The organism is Glutamicibacter sp. FR1, assembly GCF_047300825.1.
GTDB classification, from domain to species: Bacteria; Actinomycetota; Actinomycetes; order Actinomycetales; family Micrococcaceae; genus Glutamicibacter; species Glutamicibacter nicotianae.
In genome coordinates this window covers 2830416-2847432 of sequence record NZ_CP178602.1, presented here as the reverse complement: position 1 = coordinate 2847432, position 17017 = coordinate 2830416, and the positions used below count along the sequence as shown (strand labels likewise).

The 17017-nt window shown below is 62.1% G+C and carries 13 protein-coding genes, 1 tRNA gene and 4 pseudogenes; 8 read left to right on the top strand and 10 right to left on the bottom strand.

The genetic code is table 11. The features are described from left to right. Positions 1 to 8: 8 nt before the first annotated feature. Positions 9 to 434: a VOC family protein gene (locus ACLQ8T_RS13675; RefSeq protein ID WP_204722916.1), complete on the bottom strand. Its 426-nt coding sequence runs from the start codon at positions 432 to 434 to the stop codon at positions 9 to 11. A 189-nt stretch (positions 435 to 623) separates the two neighbouring features. Between ACLQ8T_RS13675 and ACLQ8T_RS13670 the strand changes: the two genes are divergently transcribed. Continuing rightward, positions 624 to 696, top strand: a tRNA-Ala gene (locus tag ACLQ8T_RS13670). 48 nt (positions 697 to 744) lie between these two features. Here the strand turns inward: ACLQ8T_RS13670 and ACLQ8T_RS13665 are convergent. The 9 genes and pseudogenes from ACLQ8T_RS13665 to ACLQ8T_RS13625 form a co-directional block, all read right to left on the bottom strand. Further along, positions 745 to 1941 carry an IS481 family transposase gene (locus tag ACLQ8T_RS13665; RefSeq protein ID WP_413454948.1) on the bottom strand — a complete coding sequence of 399 codons (1197 nt, stop codon included), beginning with the start codon at positions 1939 to 1941 and terminating at the stop codon, positions 745 to 747. A 278-nt stretch (positions 1942 to 2219) separates the two neighbouring features. Next, positions 2220 to 3421, bottom strand: a pseudogene (locus ACLQ8T_RS13660) (IS1249 family transposase). A gap of 63 nt (positions 3422 to 3484) precedes the next feature. Continuing rightward, positions 3485 to 4309 carry a recombinase zinc beta ribbon domain-containing protein gene (locus ACLQ8T_RS13655; RefSeq protein ID WP_413454947.1) on the bottom strand — a complete coding sequence of 275 codons (825 nt, stop codon included), beginning with the start codon at positions 4307 to 4309 and terminating at the stop codon, positions 3485 to 3487. Beyond that, entirely contained in the window at positions 4285 to 4779 is a 495-nt protein-coding gene (locus tag ACLQ8T_RS13650) for a recombinase family protein (RefSeq protein WP_413454946.1), read from the bottom strand. The genes ACLQ8T_RS13655 and ACLQ8T_RS13650 overlap by 25 nt, the downstream gene beginning before the upstream one ends. 182 nt (positions 4780 to 4961) lie before the next feature. Then, positions 4962 to 5189 carry a hypothetical protein gene (locus ACLQ8T_RS13645; RefSeq protein ID WP_413454945.1) on the bottom strand — a complete coding sequence of 76 codons (228 nt, stop codon included), beginning with the start codon at positions 5187 to 5189 and terminating at the stop codon, positions 4962 to 4964. Positions 5190 to 5193: 4 nt separating this feature from the next. Further along, positions 5194 to 5671, bottom strand: a pseudogene (locus tag ACLQ8T_RS13640) (hypothetical protein). Positions 5672 to 5756: 85 nt separating this feature from the next. Further along, a complete protein-coding gene (locus ACLQ8T_RS13635) occupies positions 5757 to 6197 on the bottom strand; it encodes a single-stranded DNA-binding protein (protein ID WP_413454944.1) in 441 nt (146 codons plus the stop codon). A 641-nt stretch (positions 6198 to 6838) separates the two neighbouring features. Next, positions 6839 to 8000 (bottom strand): annotated as a pseudogene (locus tag ACLQ8T_RS13630) (IS701 family transposase). 77 nt (positions 8001 to 8077) lie between these two features. Then, on the bottom strand, positions 8078 to 8278 hold the full coding sequence (locus ACLQ8T_RS13625; RefSeq protein WP_413454943.1) for a hypothetical protein: 201 nt from the start codon (positions 8276 to 8278) through the stop codon (positions 8078 to 8080). A 122-nt stretch (positions 8279 to 8400) separates the two neighbouring features. Between ACLQ8T_RS13625 and ACLQ8T_RS13620 the strand changes: the two genes are divergently transcribed. The 7 genes and pseudogenes from ACLQ8T_RS13620 (at position 8401) to ACLQ8T_RS13590 (ending at position 17010) form a co-directional block, all read left to right on the top strand. Then, positions 8401 to 8565 (top strand): hypothetical protein, encoded by a 165-nt coding sequence (locus ACLQ8T_RS13620; RefSeq protein WP_413454942.1) that lies wholly within the window; start codon positions 8401 to 8403, stop codon positions 8563 to 8565. 1263 nt (positions 8566 to 9828) lie between these two features. Next, positions 9829 to 10005 (top strand): annotated as a pseudogene (locus ACLQ8T_RS13615) (helix-turn-helix domain-containing protein); the annotation flags it as partial. Between the two features lie 79 nt (positions 10006 to 10084). Beyond that, complete coding sequence (locus ACLQ8T_RS13610; protein WP_413454941.1) at positions 10085 to 10729, top strand: N-6 DNA methylase; 645 nt, start codon at positions 10085 to 10087, stop codon at positions 10727 to 10729. Beyond that, complete coding sequence (locus ACLQ8T_RS13605; protein ID WP_413454940.1) at positions 10726 to 12354, top strand: Eco57I restriction-modification methylase domain-containing protein; 1629 nt, start codon at positions 10726 to 10728, stop codon at positions 12352 to 12354. The genes ACLQ8T_RS13610 and ACLQ8T_RS13605 overlap by 4 nt, the downstream gene beginning before the upstream one ends. Beyond that, positions 12351 to 12647: a hypothetical protein gene (locus ACLQ8T_RS13600; RefSeq protein ID WP_413454939.1), complete on the top strand. Its 297-nt coding sequence runs from the start codon at positions 12351 to 12353 to the stop codon at positions 12645 to 12647. The genes ACLQ8T_RS13605 and ACLQ8T_RS13600 overlap by 4 nt, the downstream gene beginning before the upstream one ends. A gap of 91 nt (positions 12648 to 12738) precedes the next feature. Next, on the top strand, positions 12739 to 15201 hold the full coding sequence (locus ACLQ8T_RS13595) for a restriction endonuclease (protein WP_413454938.1): 2463 nt from the start codon (positions 12739 to 12741) through the stop codon (positions 15199 to 15201). Between the two features lie 30 nt (positions 15202 to 15231). Then, entirely contained in the window at positions 15232 to 17010 is a 1779-nt protein-coding gene (locus tag ACLQ8T_RS13590; RefSeq protein ID WP_413454937.1) for a DUF262 domain-containing protein, read from the top strand. The last annotated feature ends 7 nt before the right edge of the window (positions 17011 to 17017 follow it).

Genomic DNA, 17017 nt, shown 5'->3' with positions numbered 1-17017 from the left:
TGCTTGGGCTAGCTCGCGACCGCGGTGATGTTGAACATCCAGATTACGCCGAACTTGTCGCGCAGCTCTCCGAAGGAGTCGCCCCACGGTGCCTTCTCCAATGGCATATTGATCTGGCCGCCCTCGGCCAAGCCTTCCCACCACTTGGTCAGGGTTTCTGCATCGGCTCCGGTTGTCCCGTCGCTGCTCAGCGCCATCACGCCGTTGCCCCGGACGTCCATTTCCGGCGGGGTGTCCGAGGCCATGAGGTGCAGGCCGCGCTCGACGAATAGCGAGGAGTGCATGATCTGGTCGGCGAAGGCTGGATTGCCCTCATTCGCGCCTTCCCGGAAGGTCATCATGGAAAGCTCGCCACCTAGCACCTGGTGGTAGAACTCCATCGCTTCTTTGGCGTCTCCGGCGAAACGCAGATAGGGGGTCAGTCCGATGCTCATGGGAATGCGCCTTTCGAAGGAAGCGGCGGGACCGGTAGGTCCCGCCCACATTCTTCCACTACGAGGGCATCGTGTGAATAGCCGGATGTGATCAGCGTCTCGAGTTCCCGGTTTGGTGTTTTCGATAAGGCTCCGGTAGAGTTTTATCTCGGTTCAGGGGTTGTTCAAACTGCTGAAACCGTCTCATCTGGGGGTATGGCGCAGTTGGTAGCGCGTCTGCATGGCATGCAGAAGGTCAGGGGTTCGAATCCCCTTACCTCCACCCTTGTGAAGAGTCGAGACATCGTTGACAGATGAGTCGAGACATACTTTACAAATTTTGATCGGAATCCCTCGGCCACCGGCCGGGGGATTTCTGCTTATCCGGCCAGTAGTTTCGCTCCGCGTCAATCAAATGTCTGCTCAGGATTTCTGAGGTCTCGAGATCCAGCACGGTGACTTCGACGGTGTCGATGAGCATCATGACTTTCTTTCTGCGATGGACTTTGCGTACCCCTAAATGGTGCAGTTTTCCTTCGTGCCTCAGGGTTACTTTGCCGTCCTTGTCGATGCGATCGTAGCGGATGCGAAACTCGCGATCACGGGTTACAGCTATGAGGTTGGGGCGTGCTTTGAGGGTGCGCTGGTACCACTGTTCTGGCGTGTTTCGATTCAGTGCCCGGTGCGGTCGTTGGGTGTTGTAAACGTGCTGGAATTCGTCCAAGGTCGCTTGCAGCTCTGCGATCGATTCCGCTGGTGGTCGGGCATTGACCCATAAATGCTCGGTTTGGTGGAAGCGTTCAATTTTTCCTTGGGTTTGCGGGTGATAGGGGCTACCGTTTTTCTGGCGGATCCCGAGGGTGATGAGCAGTTTTTCGAACTTGTTCAGTCCTTTGAGCAGGCGGGTAGTGTAGACCAGCCCGTTGTCCGTCAGGGTGCTTTGCGGCGGTCCGTAGTGGTTGATGCACCAGGTGAAGCTGTCGATCACGATTTGCGTGGTGATTTCGTCGTGGACCGAGGCGTGGTGCAGGTAGCGGGAGTGGTCATCGATCCAATGCAGGATTTCGACTTTATGCCCGGTGGCGAGGGTGGCTTCAGTGAAGTCTGATTGCCATGTTTCATTGGGTTGATCTGCTTGGAAGCGGTGCAGGCTGCTTTTGGGGCGTTTCTTGGGTTGTGGTGTGATCAGGCCGTGCGCGTGCAGGATGCGGCGGATGGTGGAGTCTGAGGGGACGGGGACTGCCATATTGCCCAGGTGGTATTGGATGGTCAGTGGGCCGGCGTCGAGCCCTGCTGCGGTGAGTTTGGTGCGTAGTTCAAGGATGAGCTCGACAGTTTTCGGGTCGGTAGCTCGTGGGTTGCTCAGCGGCCGGCGTGATTGTGGTTCCAGGGCTTGATCGCCGCCGGCGTCGTACGCTTTGAGGAGCTGGTAGATGCGTTGGCGGGAGATTTTGTATTGGCGTGACGCGGTGGTGACGCTCATCCCGGCATCGCGGATTTGGTGGACGATGACATGATTCTTGGACATGTTTCAGTGTCAAGGATGACGCAGCTCATAGGTCAATGGGTGAGTGTCTAGGATGACTGGACTCATGTGTCTAATATGTCGTGAATCTACACACCCTTACCTCCACCCTATGCACAAGGCTCGAACCCTCGCCAACGGAAACGTTGGTCGAGGTTCGGGCCTTGTTCGCGTCTGCGGCCCAGGTCAGGGCGTTGGCGTTCACCTTCGGGGCTATAGGCAATAAATGGTGTCTGGCCCGGGTGTGTCACCCGGGCCAAACCCCGTTCTAGGTCCTAGTTCTAGCGAGTTCTTCCAGCCCAACCAGCCCTGGAATACAGTCCTTCCTCAGCCACTGCTGCTGTCCCGTAAAGTTCCGGCCCAACAGGTTCCTCCGCAGCTTTCTGCTTTGCCTCTGCCTGTTCTTGTTCGTAGGCCGTGGTGGCCTTGATCAGCGCTGGCAAGGTCGGGCCGTGAGCTCTTGTCCGCCTGCGTCCAGCAGAACCATTCGCACGCCCGCCTCCGGTGCTCAATCGGCATCCCGCGATGGTTGCGGATCATGTCCCGGATCCCGGAGTTGATCGCTCCTTCGATCATGTTCGTCGTCGCGTTGATCCCTCATCCTTCCAAATCGTGGTCGAGGTAGGTGAACAGGTGGCCACGCCGCAGCGCCCGGTTCATGCTCTCGTAGGCCTTGCGCAGCCTTTCGTGCGTGTACCACCAGGTCCGGGTCTTGCGCAGCCTTTTAGGCCGCGGGCCGGCCCCGTCGCGATCGTAGGTGCGTTCAGCGAGCAGGTCCTGGTGCTCGGTGTGCCAGGCAGCGAACGCGGCCATCCATGCCGCGGCTTCTTCTTGGGTTCGGATGGGCGTCAGTTGCAGGCTCAACTTGCGCAACGTCTTGCCTGCGGCCAGGCGAGGGTTCAGGGTCAGGTGCGTGCGCACGTTGCGCTGGATATGCACCAGGCACCGCTGGACCTTCACCTCGGGCCAGAGGTTCTTCAACGATTTCATCAGTCCTGAGCCGCCGTCGGTGACGATGACTTTCGGTTCCGGAAGATGCTGCAGCAGCGCGGTCCATGCTGCTGCTTTCTCGTGGTTGCACCATTGCCAGGAGATGACTTTGCCGTTGGTGATGGCGATCAAAAGGCACCAGCCGCGGCGCAGGTAGATTCCGTCGACTTGGATCTCGTCGAAGACTTCTCCGCTGTGCTTCAGGTAGGGGTAAATGTTCCAGCACCATTGGGTTTGGTGGCGGAAGGTGCGTCCGGTGCCACCGGCGTGTTCGGCTTGGGTGAGCTTGCCCATCAGCCAGGTGATGAAGCTTGCCAGTTGGTTCCGTGCGGTGACGTCTGGGCGGTTGTGTGTGGTGGAGGCGTTGCAGTTGGTGCAGCGCCAGCGTTGCCTGCCGTTGCGTCTCCCGTTCTTCTTTTGGGGGGCTTTGGCAGATACTACATGGGTGGGTGTTTTTTCTGTTAAGGGTCACGCCTATGGGAACAACATCCATAGTCGACTTGATTCTGCCCCGGATTCCCGGGGCAGGATCAGGTCGCGCGACACCACTTATTGCCTATAGGCCCACCTTCGGATCGAGGAGCATCTCGAAGGGTCGGCCCAACTCGACGCGCAGCTCGTTGTCCTCGTCGATGAAGACCTTGGTGAAGAATGCTTGGTTGCACAGGCGCAGATTGGTGTCGTCGCACCTGCGGTAGATGTTGGCGCAGTCACCCAGCAAGCCGAGCGCGTCGTCGAGGTGGGCGCGGGCTTCGGCATAGTCGCCAAAGTGGGCGTCGATGCGGCGGGTCACCTGGTCGAGTTCAGCGAGGATGCGGTCCTGCTCACGTTTGAGCACGGAAAGCGGGATCGCGTCGGCGTAGTGCGCCTGCATGAGCCGGTCCTGCTCGCCTTCGAGCCGGTCGCGGTTGTTGGTGAGGCGTTCCAGTTCTTCGGTTTCGGCGGCCATGAGCCGGTCGAACTCGTGGTGGAGGATGCCTGACAGGGCGTCTTGCTGGGCAGGCATGATCTGGACACGCGAGTAGTAGTCCTCAATGAGCTTCTCGACGTCCTCGATAAGCATTGCCTGGCGCGTGCAGTCAGTGCGCTTGGAGTGCCGCCCGGAGCGCACGAAATAGCAGTAGACGTTGCCGTGGCGGTTCTTCACGTTGGAGACGATGAGCCGGGAGCCGCACTGTCCGCAGTGGACGGTGCCTTTGAGGTAGTGGCCGTGGAATTGGGTCGCCTCGACGGCGCGCTGGTGCGCGGTGAGCACGGACTGGACCTGGTACCAGACCTCGGCAGGAACGAGCGCCGGGTGGTTGCCTTTGTAGCGGGTGCCTCGGTTGATGACATCGCCCTTGTAGTACGGGTTGGTCAGGAGCCGGTGGATGGAGGACACGGCCAGCGGCTTCGCGGGGCGTTTCGGCGTGGGCAGGCTGCCGTGCAGCAGCATCCCGGAGGGGGTCTCGTCGATGTTCTCGGACGCGGATACGAGCAGGACCCGCACTGTTGGAGTGCGAGGTGGATGCTCACGTCGTCGGCGCGGTTGAGGGCGAGCCGGTCGACCTTGTGAACGATGCAGTACGCGACCTTTTTGGCCTTGACGTACTGGATCATCCGCATCAGCTCGGGCCGGTCGGAAGACTTGGCTGACGCTCCCGCATCGACAAACTCCTCGACGATCCCGGCGCCGAGCTGTTCGGCCTTGCGCTTGGTCGCTTCGCGCTGGGCTGGGATCGAGAAGCCTTCATCGGTGCCGCCCTTCTCAGCCTGCTCGCGGTTCGAGACCCGCAGGTAGGACACAGCGGCGGCCATTGTCTTGGGCGGGTCGATGAGGCTGGCAGCCGGATCGTTGGCAATGGTGGTCATCGGGGGCTCACTCTCACGCGGTTCGACCCTCGCGCTCCCAACTGTTCGTGGGAGGGGTGTTGATCGTGAGAGCAGCCGGTGAAGACTGTAGGGCGAGACCCGATGGTCTCGGTGCGAGTTGCCCGCCGAGCGGCGAGGTTTAGGCCACAACACCCCGCATTGCGAGGCTTGCAGTGTTCATTCTACCGGGCGGCTTCAGAAGTGGCCAGATCATCCGTAGCCGCTCGGTAGGTGTCGGGTACCCGCGTGGCCGCGCGGGCCGCGCGGCTCTCGCCGGTCTCCTGCAAGGTCAGCCGGATGAGAACCTCGGCGAGCTTGTGCAGGTCGGCGCGTTCGCGGTGGACGGCCCGAACGGAGAACGAACGCTCCTCGTACGGGCGACGGTCGGTCTTCTTGGCATAGCGGCTCATCGGTCTACGGGCCCTCGTCGTCAGCCAGGTTGGCGTAGAACTCGTCTTCGGCCTCCTGGCGCTTGCGGACTTGGGAGATGACGAACTAGACGAACTCGGTGTCCCGGTTGGTGAATGTGAAGTCCTGGATCGCGGGTGCCGGGTCCTCACCGGGCCACGCAGCTTGCCGGGGCGGGCGGTCACGATCGCCACGAGTTCCACAGGCGGTGACTCAGTAGCGAAGGCGCTCGCGTGCGTCGGCGAAGTCGCGGTGCCAGCCGAGCGGCGCGGATGCGTTCTGCTCGGGATCGTAGGCCGCGAGCCAACGCCGATAGCTCCCAGACCATCTCCGGGTGCTGGTGCCAGAACGGCGGCACCACCGCGACGGTGAGGCCATAGGTGCGTCGCAGCCAGTCAACCCACCGGTTCAGCGCGAGCCATTCCTGCTCTAGCTCGTGCGCCCTCAGCAGGTTCCAGTTCACTGGGTGAGGCGGCTCGGGCATGTCCGCGTTGGTGACGCGGGGCGGTCCGTCGAAGACATCCGGCTCACCATCTCATGCTGATCGTTCATCGCTGTGGCTCCCGAACTCACATGCTGACCGGGGCGTGCGCCGTGGTCGCTGCTCGTTTCGTCGGCTCGTATGCCGCTGCGTCTCTGCCGACTCCGTTGCGCGGTGTGCGGTCCACCTCGTAGCGGGTCCGGGCCGCGTCGTGGCCGATCTTCTTGGCGACGAACGCTTCGCCTTCGATCGCCTGGCCGTTGCGCTCGTAGTTGACCGGCCGGGTGTAACCCTCGGCGACGAAGCTGTCGCCCTTGAAGAAGTTTGCGTGCGCGTGCTCAGCGGAACGCCCGAACATCACCAAGTGGTGGTAGGTCGTCTCGGTCTGCGTGAACGATCCGTCGTCCTCGCGGCGGAAGTGCTCCTTGCCGATACGTGCGAAGAATCCGGCGTCTCCCTTGGCTGTCTCGGTGAGTTGCGGCTCCGAAGCGATGAAGCCTGACAGCGATTCCTGGGTGTGAATGGCCATAATGGCCTCCTCCTGACTCGGGCGACCAACTGTGTGTCGATTGCTCTGTCAGGCAGGTGCGCCGCGTCCACGCGGTCCCGTCCTGGGGCGGGAACGGTGTTCCATCGACTGCGGCGGTGAGAGTGCCATCTTCTGCGACGGTGACGAGGACGTGCGGCAGGTCGACAGGTGCGGTCGTATCGTCGTTACTCGGGCTTGTTCGGCGCGGCCTAGTGCCAATGCCGTTCAGTTAAGTCACGGCCCCGGCTGTCAACCCCGTTTCCGCACCGATGATCTGCACGCGCAGCCGGGCCGGCAGGGTGGGGCCGTGTGGCTTATGAGCCCTGGCCTGGTACTCCGAGATCGCTCGTTTCACCGTGCGTGGCCCGGTGCGCAGCCTGCGCGCGGGCAGGAGTCCAGCCAGGATGCGTTGACCGATTGGCCCGGCCAGCGCACGCCACCCGGTGCCCGTGGGCCGGGTTCCGGGCCCTAGTACTACAGTCGCGTTTCGCGGGTGAACCCCCGCGCCCTGAAATGGCACTCCCGCGCCCGGAACTGATGCGCACGCCTCCACCGAGAACGATCCAGCACCAGTTCCGGGTCCGGCATCCGGGGCAAAACAACCAAACACAACAACCTGCGGATCTCAGGCAACGACAGCCTCACCAAAGCCCCGGAACCTGGATCAGAGCCCCCTTTTTAGCCCGCACCACGCTCAAGAACGCGTGGGCGAACATCGACAAGGTGATATGCCGATACCAACCGGTGTACTGGCGCACCTGGTAGTGATCCAGCCCGGCCTGGCCCTTGGACGTCTGGAAAGTTTCCTCGATCGACTACCGGGCCCCGGCCACCAAGGCCAGGGTGATCAGCGTGATGCCCTTGGGCGCGTAGCACACGAAATACGCCAGGTCTGTCGGGTCCTTCACGGACCGGCGGGGCAGCAGCCAATGCTCTCCGTCCTCGCCGGAGCCGTTAATCCGCAGTTTCGCCCACGCGTAGATCGGTTCGCCCTTGGCCCCGGTGCCGGCGGTGCGCTCCCTCCACGCCCGCGGATCCAGTGCGGCCACCAGCTCATCAACCCGCACCTGCACGCCGACCCCGTCGGCGGCCGGGGTGATGACCTGCTGGTTCATCGGCACGGCCATCACGTAGTGCATGCCGCGGGCTTCCAGCCGGCGGCGCAGTCCAGAATGCTGCCCGTAGACCGAGTCTCCGGTCACCCATTTACCCTGGACTCCGGCGTCCAGGGCCCGTTCGACCATCTGCGCGGCCAGTACCGGTTTGGTGGCCATGGCCCGGGTTGCGGGGATCCCGGCTTTGGCGCAGCGGGCCGGGTCATCCATCCAGGCCTTGGGCAAGTAGAGTTCCTGGTCTAGGAAGGTGCGCCCGTGCCGGGTGGCGTAGGTGAGGAACACGCCGATCTGGCAGTTTTCGATCCGGCCGGCGGTGCCCGAGTATTGGCGGGCGACCCCGGCCGAGGCGGTGCCCTTTTTTAGGAAACCTGTCTCGTCGATGGCCAGGATCCCCTCCTGGTCTCCCAGATGCTTGATAACGTAGCCGGTCAGCAGATCCCTGACGGAGTCGGGGTCCCAGTCCGTGGTGGACAGCAATCGTTGCATCCCGTCGGGAGTGCCGTGTCCGGCGCGTTCGGACAAGGGTCCAGGAGTTCTTGCGCTTCTCATCGGACAGCAGGCCTTCGATGTATCCGATGGCGTTGTTTCTCGGTTCGGTGCGGGCGAACTGCCCGCCGATCAGCTCACGGATTTCATTGAGTCCTTGGGCCCATTCACGTATTTCTGCCACACAAGTATCATCGCTCACGGATCAGGTTTAACAGGATTCTGGTGTGAAGTCCGATTAAACCGCCGTGAGCGATGAAAATAAACGCGACTGTAGTACTAGGATCGGCGTTCGGTGTCACGCTCAGCCTCGCCGTAGTTGTCATAGGCATCGCCCACGCTGCAGGCCACCTCGACCTCATGCACGCCATTCAGGCCGTCTACGACCCGCTGTCCGTCCTCACTTTCGTGTTCCTCTGCGCCGGGTTCGCTGTCCAGCCAGCTGCGCGCGGCGCCAAGCACCGATCCCGGCGTCAGCACACCATCTCGTTCACGGAGCAGTTGGAGCCGCTTTGGCTCCGAGCGACACACGCACGACCCGGGCTCAAATAGGCCGCCCCCTCGCCGCCAGCAGCGACGCCCCCAAGGGACACCTCCACCGCGTGATCGTCGAGATCCGCGACGCGATGATCGACCCCAGCATCACCTTCGACATCGGCGCCGACGACCGCGACCTACTCGAACGCGCCGAGCGCCACCTCGTCGGAAACGACATGGCCGTCGCAATGACGTTGCACGTTCCCAACATCGACGAGCGTGTAGCATGATCGGCTGCATCACTGTCGGTGCGGGGGGCGCAGCGGTAACGGCTGCTAGGGTCAGGTGGGCCATCGCTCGGCGGCTCACCACACCCGTCGGCCCACTCACGTTCGACCTCACTAATCGAGGTGTTGAGCACGACGGCAAAGATGACCTGATCGTGCTCGGCCACACCGACCAAACCACCGCGCCTGGCAGCTACCATCTTTGGTCCGAGCACGGAAGCTGGGCCAGCTATCCACCGAGATCGTCGATCGCGGAGCTACTCGCGTGGCGCGAGGGATCACCGGCACTGCACCTGGCCTCACCCCGAAGATCGGCGACCGTGTCTCCTGAAGCGGCATCTGCTAGGCCACACCAGCCGACGCCGGGCTCCGTACGCGCGAGATCACCATCACCACTCCGGCTGGACCTTGCCCGGCGTGGCGCATTGACGGCAACCCTTCGACGTGGGCGATCCACGTCCACGGGCTCGGCAGCACTCGATCAGGCACCCTCCGCGGCGTCCTCGCCGCGACCGAACTCGGCTACACCTCGCTCGTCCTCAGCTATCGCAACACCGCCGAAGGGCCGCGAGTCGGCACCGGGCGATCAACCCTCGTCGATACCGTGACTCCTGACGTTGACTAGGCCATCGGATACGTCGTACGACGCAGAGCCCCAAGAATCATTCTCTTCGGCTGGTCAATGCGTGCCGCCGTCGCACTCCAACTCGACGACCGGCCTCGCCACGAGGGACTAAACGCCGCGCCCGTCCTCGACTCACCAATCCTGAACTGGAGCGAGGTCATCAAGGCCAACTGCGCCCGAAGCGGACTGCCCGCACCAGCCGGGCACCTCTCGATTCGGTGGCTCACCATCACACCACTGGGGCGCGCAGACGGGTTACCACGCCGCGTCCCGCTCCGCTCCTTCGACTGGACTGCGTGGGCCCCAGACATAACCAAGCCGACCATGATCCTCCACGGCACCCGAGACGACAACGTACCGATCCGGCTCTCACAAACACTCCACGACGCACGCCCAGACCTTGTTGATCTGGCGACCTTTGACGCTGGCCACACCGTCTGCTGGAACGCCAACCCCGACCGGTGGCACGAGACAGTGGACCTGGCTCAAGGCCCGTGTCCGGGACTGATCGGCAGAACGCAGCGACCACCCTCGGCAGCCCACTCGTTCGGCCACGCCCGCAGAAACCCAACTCAAGCCGTACCTCCACTGGTATCATCATTAGTGTTGGCCTGCAAAGGCCAGAGCGAGGGAGGACCAACGTGGCTGAGCCGTGGCTGTCAGCAGACGACATCGCCGCCCACCTTGGGGTCACCAAAGACACCGTCTACACCTGGATCGCCGAGAAGGCCATGCCCGCTCACAAGGTCGGCCGCCACTGGAAGTTCCAAGCCTGCGAGATCGACGACTGGGTGCGACGAGGGGCTGCAGCCAGCGACCACGAGGCGCCGCAGCATGTCACGCCAATGTCGGTGGTCGTTCCTACGATTATGACGAAGAGCACAGGGAGGAGAGGCGATGACGCTGCGTGAAGTCCAGCGCTTAGTGAAGTCCAAGCAACGCGTTGCGGATCACGGCGAGGTGTTCACACCGGGGTGGATGGTCGAGGACATGCTCGATCTCGTCAAGCATGAGTCTGAGCGGATCGACTCTCGCGTGCTCGAACCCGCTTGCGGCTCGGGCAACTTCCTTGTCCCGGTCCTGGCTCGTAAGCTGGCGACCGTCCGGCTTTGCCACGGCAAAAGCGAGTTCGAGAAGCGCCACTACGCGCTATTCGCGCTGATGTGCACTTATGGTATCGAACTTTTAGTAGACAACGCCAACGAGTGCCGCGACAACCTTGCCGAGTTGTTCAACTTGTTTCTGGGCATCAGCAACGATGACCGGTGGGCGCAAGCAGCACGCGCGGTTCTAGCGGTGAACATTGTCCAAGGCGATGCCTTGACCATGACCGTGCCCAGCGGCCAACCGATCACTTTTCCTGAGTGGGGTTACCTCGGTAAAGGAAAATTCCAGAGGCGCGACTTTCGTTACGAAGACCTCACCCAGCGTGCTTCATACGAGGGGACCCTGTTCGGCGAACTCGACGAGGACGACCTATTCATCCCCGCGCAGACTTACCCGACGATGACCGTCAGCCAGATCGCGGAGGCCGCCGCGTGACCCTTGCACCATTCACCCTCCGACGGCATAACCCAGATGTCTTGACCTGCATCGCGAACCTGTCCAACGACGAGGTCTTCACCCCGCCAGAGTTCGCGAACCAGATGCTCGATACGCTCACAACCGCGTGGGCAGACGCCAACGACGGTGCGGACATCTGGGCTAACCCCGATGTCACGTTCCTCGATCCGTTCACCAAGTCCGGCGTGTTCCTCCGCGAGATCGTCCGTCGGCTCACCGACGGACTGGTCCGGGCAATCCCCGACCTCGACCAACGCGTCGATCACATCCTCACCCATCAGGTGTTCGGCATCGGGATCACCCAGCTCACTGCGCTGCTTGCGCGCCGGAGCGTCTACTGCTCGAAGTTCGCCAACGGCCCGCACTCGATCGCCAAGTCATTCACGACCGAGGACGGCAATATCTGGTTCGAGCGCACCGAGCACACCTGGGGCGGTGGGAAACGAGAGTTCCGATCCGATCCGCTGACCAGCGAAGAAGTCATCGTCTATACCAACCGCAAGTGCATCTACTGCGGAGCGGGCGAGGATGACTACGCACGTGGTGACGACCTTGAGACTCACGCCTATGCCTTCATTCATACCGACGACATCAAAGCTCGCATCGCGGAGCTGTTCGGAGACAACATGCAGTTCGACGTCATCATAGGCAACCCGCCGTACCAGCTCAGCGATGGAGGGGGTGCTGGGTCAAGTGCACGGCCAATTTATAACGCCTTTGTGGATCGCGCTAAAGCACTTGACCCTAGATTCTTGGCCATGGTGATCCCATCACGCTGGTTCGCTGGCGGCAAAGGCCTTGACGGTTTTCGAAGTGAAATGCTCGGTGACCGACGTCTTAAGAAGCTAGTGGACTTCCCCAATTCCAGGGACGTGTTTGGTGGCGTCGACGTTGCGGGAGGCGTGTGTTACTTTCTCTGGGACCGGAGCTGGCAGGGTCTCTGTTCTGTCGAGACCGTCGGGTCCGGTGGCGTAACGCGCGCGGAGCGGCAGTTGGACGCGTATAGCGTGTTCATCCGTGACAATCGGGTGCTCGAGGTCGTCGAACATGTCAATTCCTTAGGCAGCGATTCGTTTTCGACCATCGTGTCGAGCAGGCGCCCATTCGGGCTCGATGCTTCGCTACGTGCGTCGGCCTCTGGGAACACGCGTCTCTACTCGAGCTCGGGGGACGGGTGGACAGACCGCAATAATGTGACGCGGGGCGAAGATTTGGTCGACAAGTGGAAAGTGCTGTTGTCCAAGACGTCGAGCGAGCATGCCGGTCAGACGGACAAGAACGGAATGAAGCGCGTGCTATCACGTGTGGAAGTGATGCCTCCGGGGTCCGTCGCAACGGAGTCCTATTTAATCGTAGGTCCATTCGAGTCTGAATCAGAAGCCGAAAGCGCCGTTTCGTATTTACGCACGCGTTTCGCGCGGTTCCTTGTGTCGTCGATACTTCTCACGCAAAACATCACGCGGGCGATGTTCGAGTTTGTCCCGCTCCCTCCACTGGATCGAGTATGGACAGATGACGCCCTTTACCACGAGTATCAGTTGAGGGCTGAGCAAGTTGCACTGATCAACGAGACCATCAAGGAAATGGAGGAGGCAGGCCAATGACTAAACTTGTGTACGGCAAGAATCAGCAAGTGAGATTCATGAATGAGGCGGAGAAGAAAGAGGCGTTTGAGTACCTGATCAATTCTGAAGACGTGGAGTTTTACCATGAACAGAATCAGGAGCAGGGGGCTTGGGCGCCGGAGAAGCGGATTCACTTCTATTCCGAATCCGGCGTTCCCGTAGGCCTTACACGCAACTGGACGGCGGGGCGTGGTACTCGACTCAAGGCTCGAATCAACTGTGGTGAGCTATACGACGAGGTGCTCCCATTGCGTGATGATGCGCGGCGTTGAGGGTCTGCTCCCTGCAAAGCCCGAAGTGCGTCTTCGCATTTACGCGTGGTCACCGAAAACTCCACCGGTCGGATACGCAGGTCTATTGAAGGTGGGGCAGACGACGAAGACGGACGTTAATGCGCGCATTCGCGAGTCGCAGGGCCAGATGCAGCAAGCCTACACGCTGCACGTTGATGAACTTGCCGAGCGCCACGACGGGTCCATCTTTCGTGACTCAGATGTGCGCCAACGTCTGATCGACAAGGGCTTCGCGAACCCGATCTTCGGTTCGGCGCGAGAGTGGATGCGCTGCACTCCGGACGATGTGCGCGCAGCGATCACAGAGCTTCGCACCGGCGTGAAACTCAGTGGCACCCATCATGAGACGTTCCCGATGCGCCCGGAGCAGGCCAGCGCCGTGGACAAGGCCGAGGGGTACTACGAGTCCATATGGGCCGAGGATTCCCAGGCGGTGCCGCGGTTCCTGTGGAACGCCAAGATGCGCTTCGGGAAGACCTTCGCCTCCTACCAGCTCGCGAAGCGGCTCGGCGCGAGACGCATCCTCGTGGTCACCTTCAAGCCTGCGGTGGAAGATGCCTGGCAGACCGACCTGGAGTCTCACGCTGACTTCGACGGTTGGCAGTACCTCTCCTCGGCCACCGGGGGTAGCCCGGACGATGCCGACAAGACGAGACCGCTGGTCTACTTCGGCTCGTTCCAGGACCTGCTCGGGCGCGACCGGAAGACCGGGCTCATCAAAGCGAAGAACGAGTGGGTCCACACCACCAACTGGGACCTCGTCATCTTCGACGAGTACCACTTCGGTGCCTGGCGAGAGTCCGCCAAGGAGCTGTTCGAGGGCGAGGACGAGAAAGTCAAGCAGAAGGAACTGGCCGCCGAGTACAACGACGGCCTCATGGCCTTCGACGAGGAACTCGACGAGCTCGGCAACGACGAGGACGACTTCCTGCCGATCACCACCCGCGCCTACCTGTACCTGTCGGGAACGCCGTTCAAAGCACTGGCCACAGGTGAGTTCATCGAGGAGCAAATCTTCAACTGGACATACACCGACGAGCAGCGCGCCAAGGCCGAGTACGCAGTCGCGCACCCGAACGTCTGGAACCCGTACGGGGCACTCCCGGAGATGCGCCTGTTCACCTACCAGATGCCCGACGAGCTCATCGCCGTCGCGAACCAGGGAGAGTTCGACGAGTTCGACCTCAACGAGTTCTTCGAGGCGAAGGGCATCGGCAAGGACGCCGAGTTCACGCACAAGACCGACGTGCAGAAGTGGCTCGATCTCATCCGCGGTGCTCACCTGCCCACGCAGGTTGACGCGATGCGGATGGGCACCCGCCCGCCGTTCCCGTACTCCGATGTCCGGCTCCTGCCGTACCTCCAGCACTCGTTCTGGTTCCTGCCCAACGTTGCGGCGTGCCAGGCGATGGCGAACCTGCTCGCGGAGAAGCAGAACGTGTTCTGGCACGACTACCAGGTCCTCGTCGTCGCGGGTGCCGGCGCGGGCATCGGGCTGGATGCCCTTCCACCGGTACGGGCGGCGATCGGCGACGGCCACGACACGAAGACGATCACCCTGTCCTGCGGCAAGCTCACTACAGGCGTCACCGTCAAACAGTGGTCCTCGATCCTGATGCTGCGCAACCTCAACTCGCCCGAGACCTACTTCCAGGCAGCGTTCCGCGTGCAGTCACCTTGGTCGATCAAGAATCCCGACGGAGACAACCCGAGCGCCGAGGCCGTACTCAAGCCGGTGTGTTTCGTGTTCGACTTCGCGCCGACCCGGGCGCTACGTCAGATCGCCGACTACGGTGCCGGTCTGTCACCAGAGACGCCGAACCCGGAGCAGGCCGTCGAGGAGCTCGTGAAGTTCCTGCCCGTCTTGGCCTACGACGGGTTGAACATGACCCAGGTCGATGCCGGTGGCATCCTCGACATCGCCATGTCGGGCACCTCCGCAACCCTCCTGGCCCGCAAGTGGGAGTCCGCGATCCTCGTCAACGTCGACAACGACACCCTGCGCAAGATCATGAACAACCCCGACGCCCTAAGCGCCGTCATGAACATCGAAGGCTTCCGCGCACTCGGCAACGACATCTTCGAGACCGTCGTGAACAAGAGCGACGCCGTGAAGAAGGCTAAGAAGGAGAAGGGCGACGACATCACCCCGGCGGAGAAAAAGGAGCTCACAGCGGAGGAGAAGGAGTACAAGTCCAAGCGAAAGCAGATTCAGGAGAAGCTGGTCAAGTTCGCCACCCGCATCCCAGCGTTCATGTACCTGACCGACTTCCGCGAGAACACGCTCCAGGATGTCATCACCAAACTCGAGCCCGGCCTGTTCCGCACCGTCACCGGACTGACCGTCGAGGACTTCCACCTCCTCGTCAACCTTGGCGTCTTCAACGCGACCCACATGAACCAGGCTGTCTTCGCCTTCCGCCGCTACGAAGACTCGTCCCTGTCCTACACCGGGATCGAGTCCCACAAGGGGCTGCGGCGCTACGGCCTCTACGACACCGTGGTGGCCGTAGATGCCGACGCCATCGCCTGACCACCTGCCAGCCTTACCGAGAGAATCCACATGTCGTTCCAGACCCCGCGCAGCATCGAGGAGATGCTGACCGCTATCCACAAGCGCGAGTACCTGATGCCGGCGATCCAGAGAGAGTTCGTCTGGGGTGCCGATCAGATCACCAAGCTCGTCGATAGCCTCATGCGCGGGTACCCCGTCGGGTCCTTCCTGCTCTGGGACGTCAAGCCTGAAACCGCGCAGTCGTACACGTTCTACAAGTTCCTGACGAACTACCACGAGCGCGATAACCCCTACGCGGACAAGGCGACTGTTCCCGCCGGGAGCGGTACGACGGCGGTGCTCGATGGACAGCAGCGGCTCACCTCCCTGAACATCGCGCTGTACGGCAGTTTCGCGGAGAAGAAGAAGTACGCGTGGTGGAACAGCGCGGACGCGTTCCCCGTCAAGCGCCTCTATCTCAATCTCGTCGACGATCCCGACGACGAAGAACTCGGCACGAAGTACGACCTCCGGTTCCTCACCGACCAGGAGGCCTCTGCGGCGGACGGCGAGGCTGACAAGTGGTTCCGGGTCGGAGCGGTCCTCGATCTCGCCAACGCTGGCCCTGCGATCATGCGGGAGCTGGAGCAGCGGGGTATCGCTGGATCGGCTGACGCGTTCCAGCGGCTCTACGACCTGTACGAGGCGGTGCGGGTTCTCAAGCCGATGAACTACTTCCTGGTGACCGATCAGGACGCCGACAAGGTGCTCGAAATCTTCGTCCGCGTCAACAGCGGCGGCACCACGCTCTCCTACTCTGACCTGCTGCTGTCGATGGCGACGAACCAGTGGCAAGAGCTGGATGCGCGGGAGGAGGTCCGATCGCTGGTCTCGGAGATCAACAGCAACGCCGGCCGACAGTTCTCGTTCTCCAAGGATGTGGTGCTGAAGACCGCGCTGACGATCGCGGACGTGGACGTGCGGTTCAAGGTCACCAACTTCACCCAGGGGAACATGGCCAAGGTGGAGGCCGCTTGGCCGCAGATCAAGGGAGCCTTGCTCCGCGCCGCGACGCTGCTTCAGCAGTTCGGGTACAACGAACGCAACCTCACTGCTAACAGCGTGATCGTCCCGGTCGCGCACTACCTGCACCTGCGGGGTGCAGGCGACTCCTACCTCGACTCCACCGCGGACGCTGCCGACAGGCTCGCCCTCCAACGGTGGGTGACCCGCTCGCTGGTCAAGCGTGGCATCTGGGGTTCGGGGCTCGACACGCTCCTCACCCGCATCCGCGATGTCCTCCGGAGCAACTCGACGAATGGCTTCCCGGTTGTGGCGGTTGAGGAGGCGATGGCGGCCGTGGGCAAGAGTCTCGCGTTCGACAACGCCGAGATCGACGAGCTGCTCAACCTCAAGTACGCGGGCCAGCGGACGTTCTCAGTGCTGTCCGTGCTGTACCCGGGGCTGGACCTGAGCAAGAAGTTCCACGAGGATCACATATTCCCGAAGTCATGGTTCACCAAGAAGAAGCTTCTCGACGCCGGTGTCCCGCTCGACAGCGTCGACGACTATCTGGCTGCCGTGAACCTCTTGCCGAACCTCCAGTTGCTCGCCGGGACTGCCAACATCGAGAAGCAGGACGGCCTGCCTGCGGAGTGGATCGACACCGCCTTCCCGAGCGAGGACAAGCGCGCCACCTACCTCGCCGAGAACGACCTCGACGGCCTTCCGCTCGACCTGGCCGACTTCACGTCGTTCTTCGAGGGGCGCAAGCAGCGAATCCGGACCCGTCTACTCGCCGCTCTGGGAACAACACCGGGCGCACCGGAGGGCGCGGTTCTCTCGTAGCCGACGT

What these genes read in the sequence shown, in the direction of transcription:
- ACLQ8T_RS13675 (WP_204722916.1), bottom strand. Translation starts at nt 434, where the DNA reads ATGAGCATCGGACTGACCCCCTATCTGCGTTTCGCCGGAGACGCCAAA.
- ACLQ8T_RS13590 (WP_413454937.1), top strand. Translation starts at nt 15,232, where the DNA reads ATGTCGTTCCAGACCCCGCGCAGCATCGAGGAGATGCTGACCGCTATC.
- ACLQ8T_RS13650 (WP_413454946.1), bottom strand. Translation starts at nt 4,779, where the DNA reads ATGACCACCATTGCCAACGATCCGGCTGCCAGCCTCATCGACCCGCCC.
- ACLQ8T_RS13635 (WP_413454944.1), bottom strand. Translation starts at nt 6,197, where the DNA reads ATGGCCATTCACACCCAGGAATCGCTGTCAGGCTTCATCGCTTCGGAG.
- ACLQ8T_RS13600 (WP_413454939.1), top strand. Translation starts at nt 12,351, where the DNA reads ATGACTAAACTTGTGTACGGCAAGAATCAGCAAGTGAGATTCATGAAT.
- ACLQ8T_RS13645 (WP_413454945.1), bottom strand. Translation starts at nt 5,189, where the DNA reads ATGAGCCGCTATGCCAAGAAGACCGACCGTCGCCCGTACGAGGAGCGT.
- ACLQ8T_RS13610 (WP_413454941.1), top strand. Translation starts at nt 10,085, where the DNA reads ATGACGCTGCGTGAAGTCCAGCGCTTAGTGAAGTCCAAGCAACGCGTT.
- ACLQ8T_RS13665 (WP_413454948.1), bottom strand. Translation starts at nt 1,941, where the DNA reads ATGTCCAAGAATCATGTCATCGTCCACCAAATCCGCGATGCCGGGATG.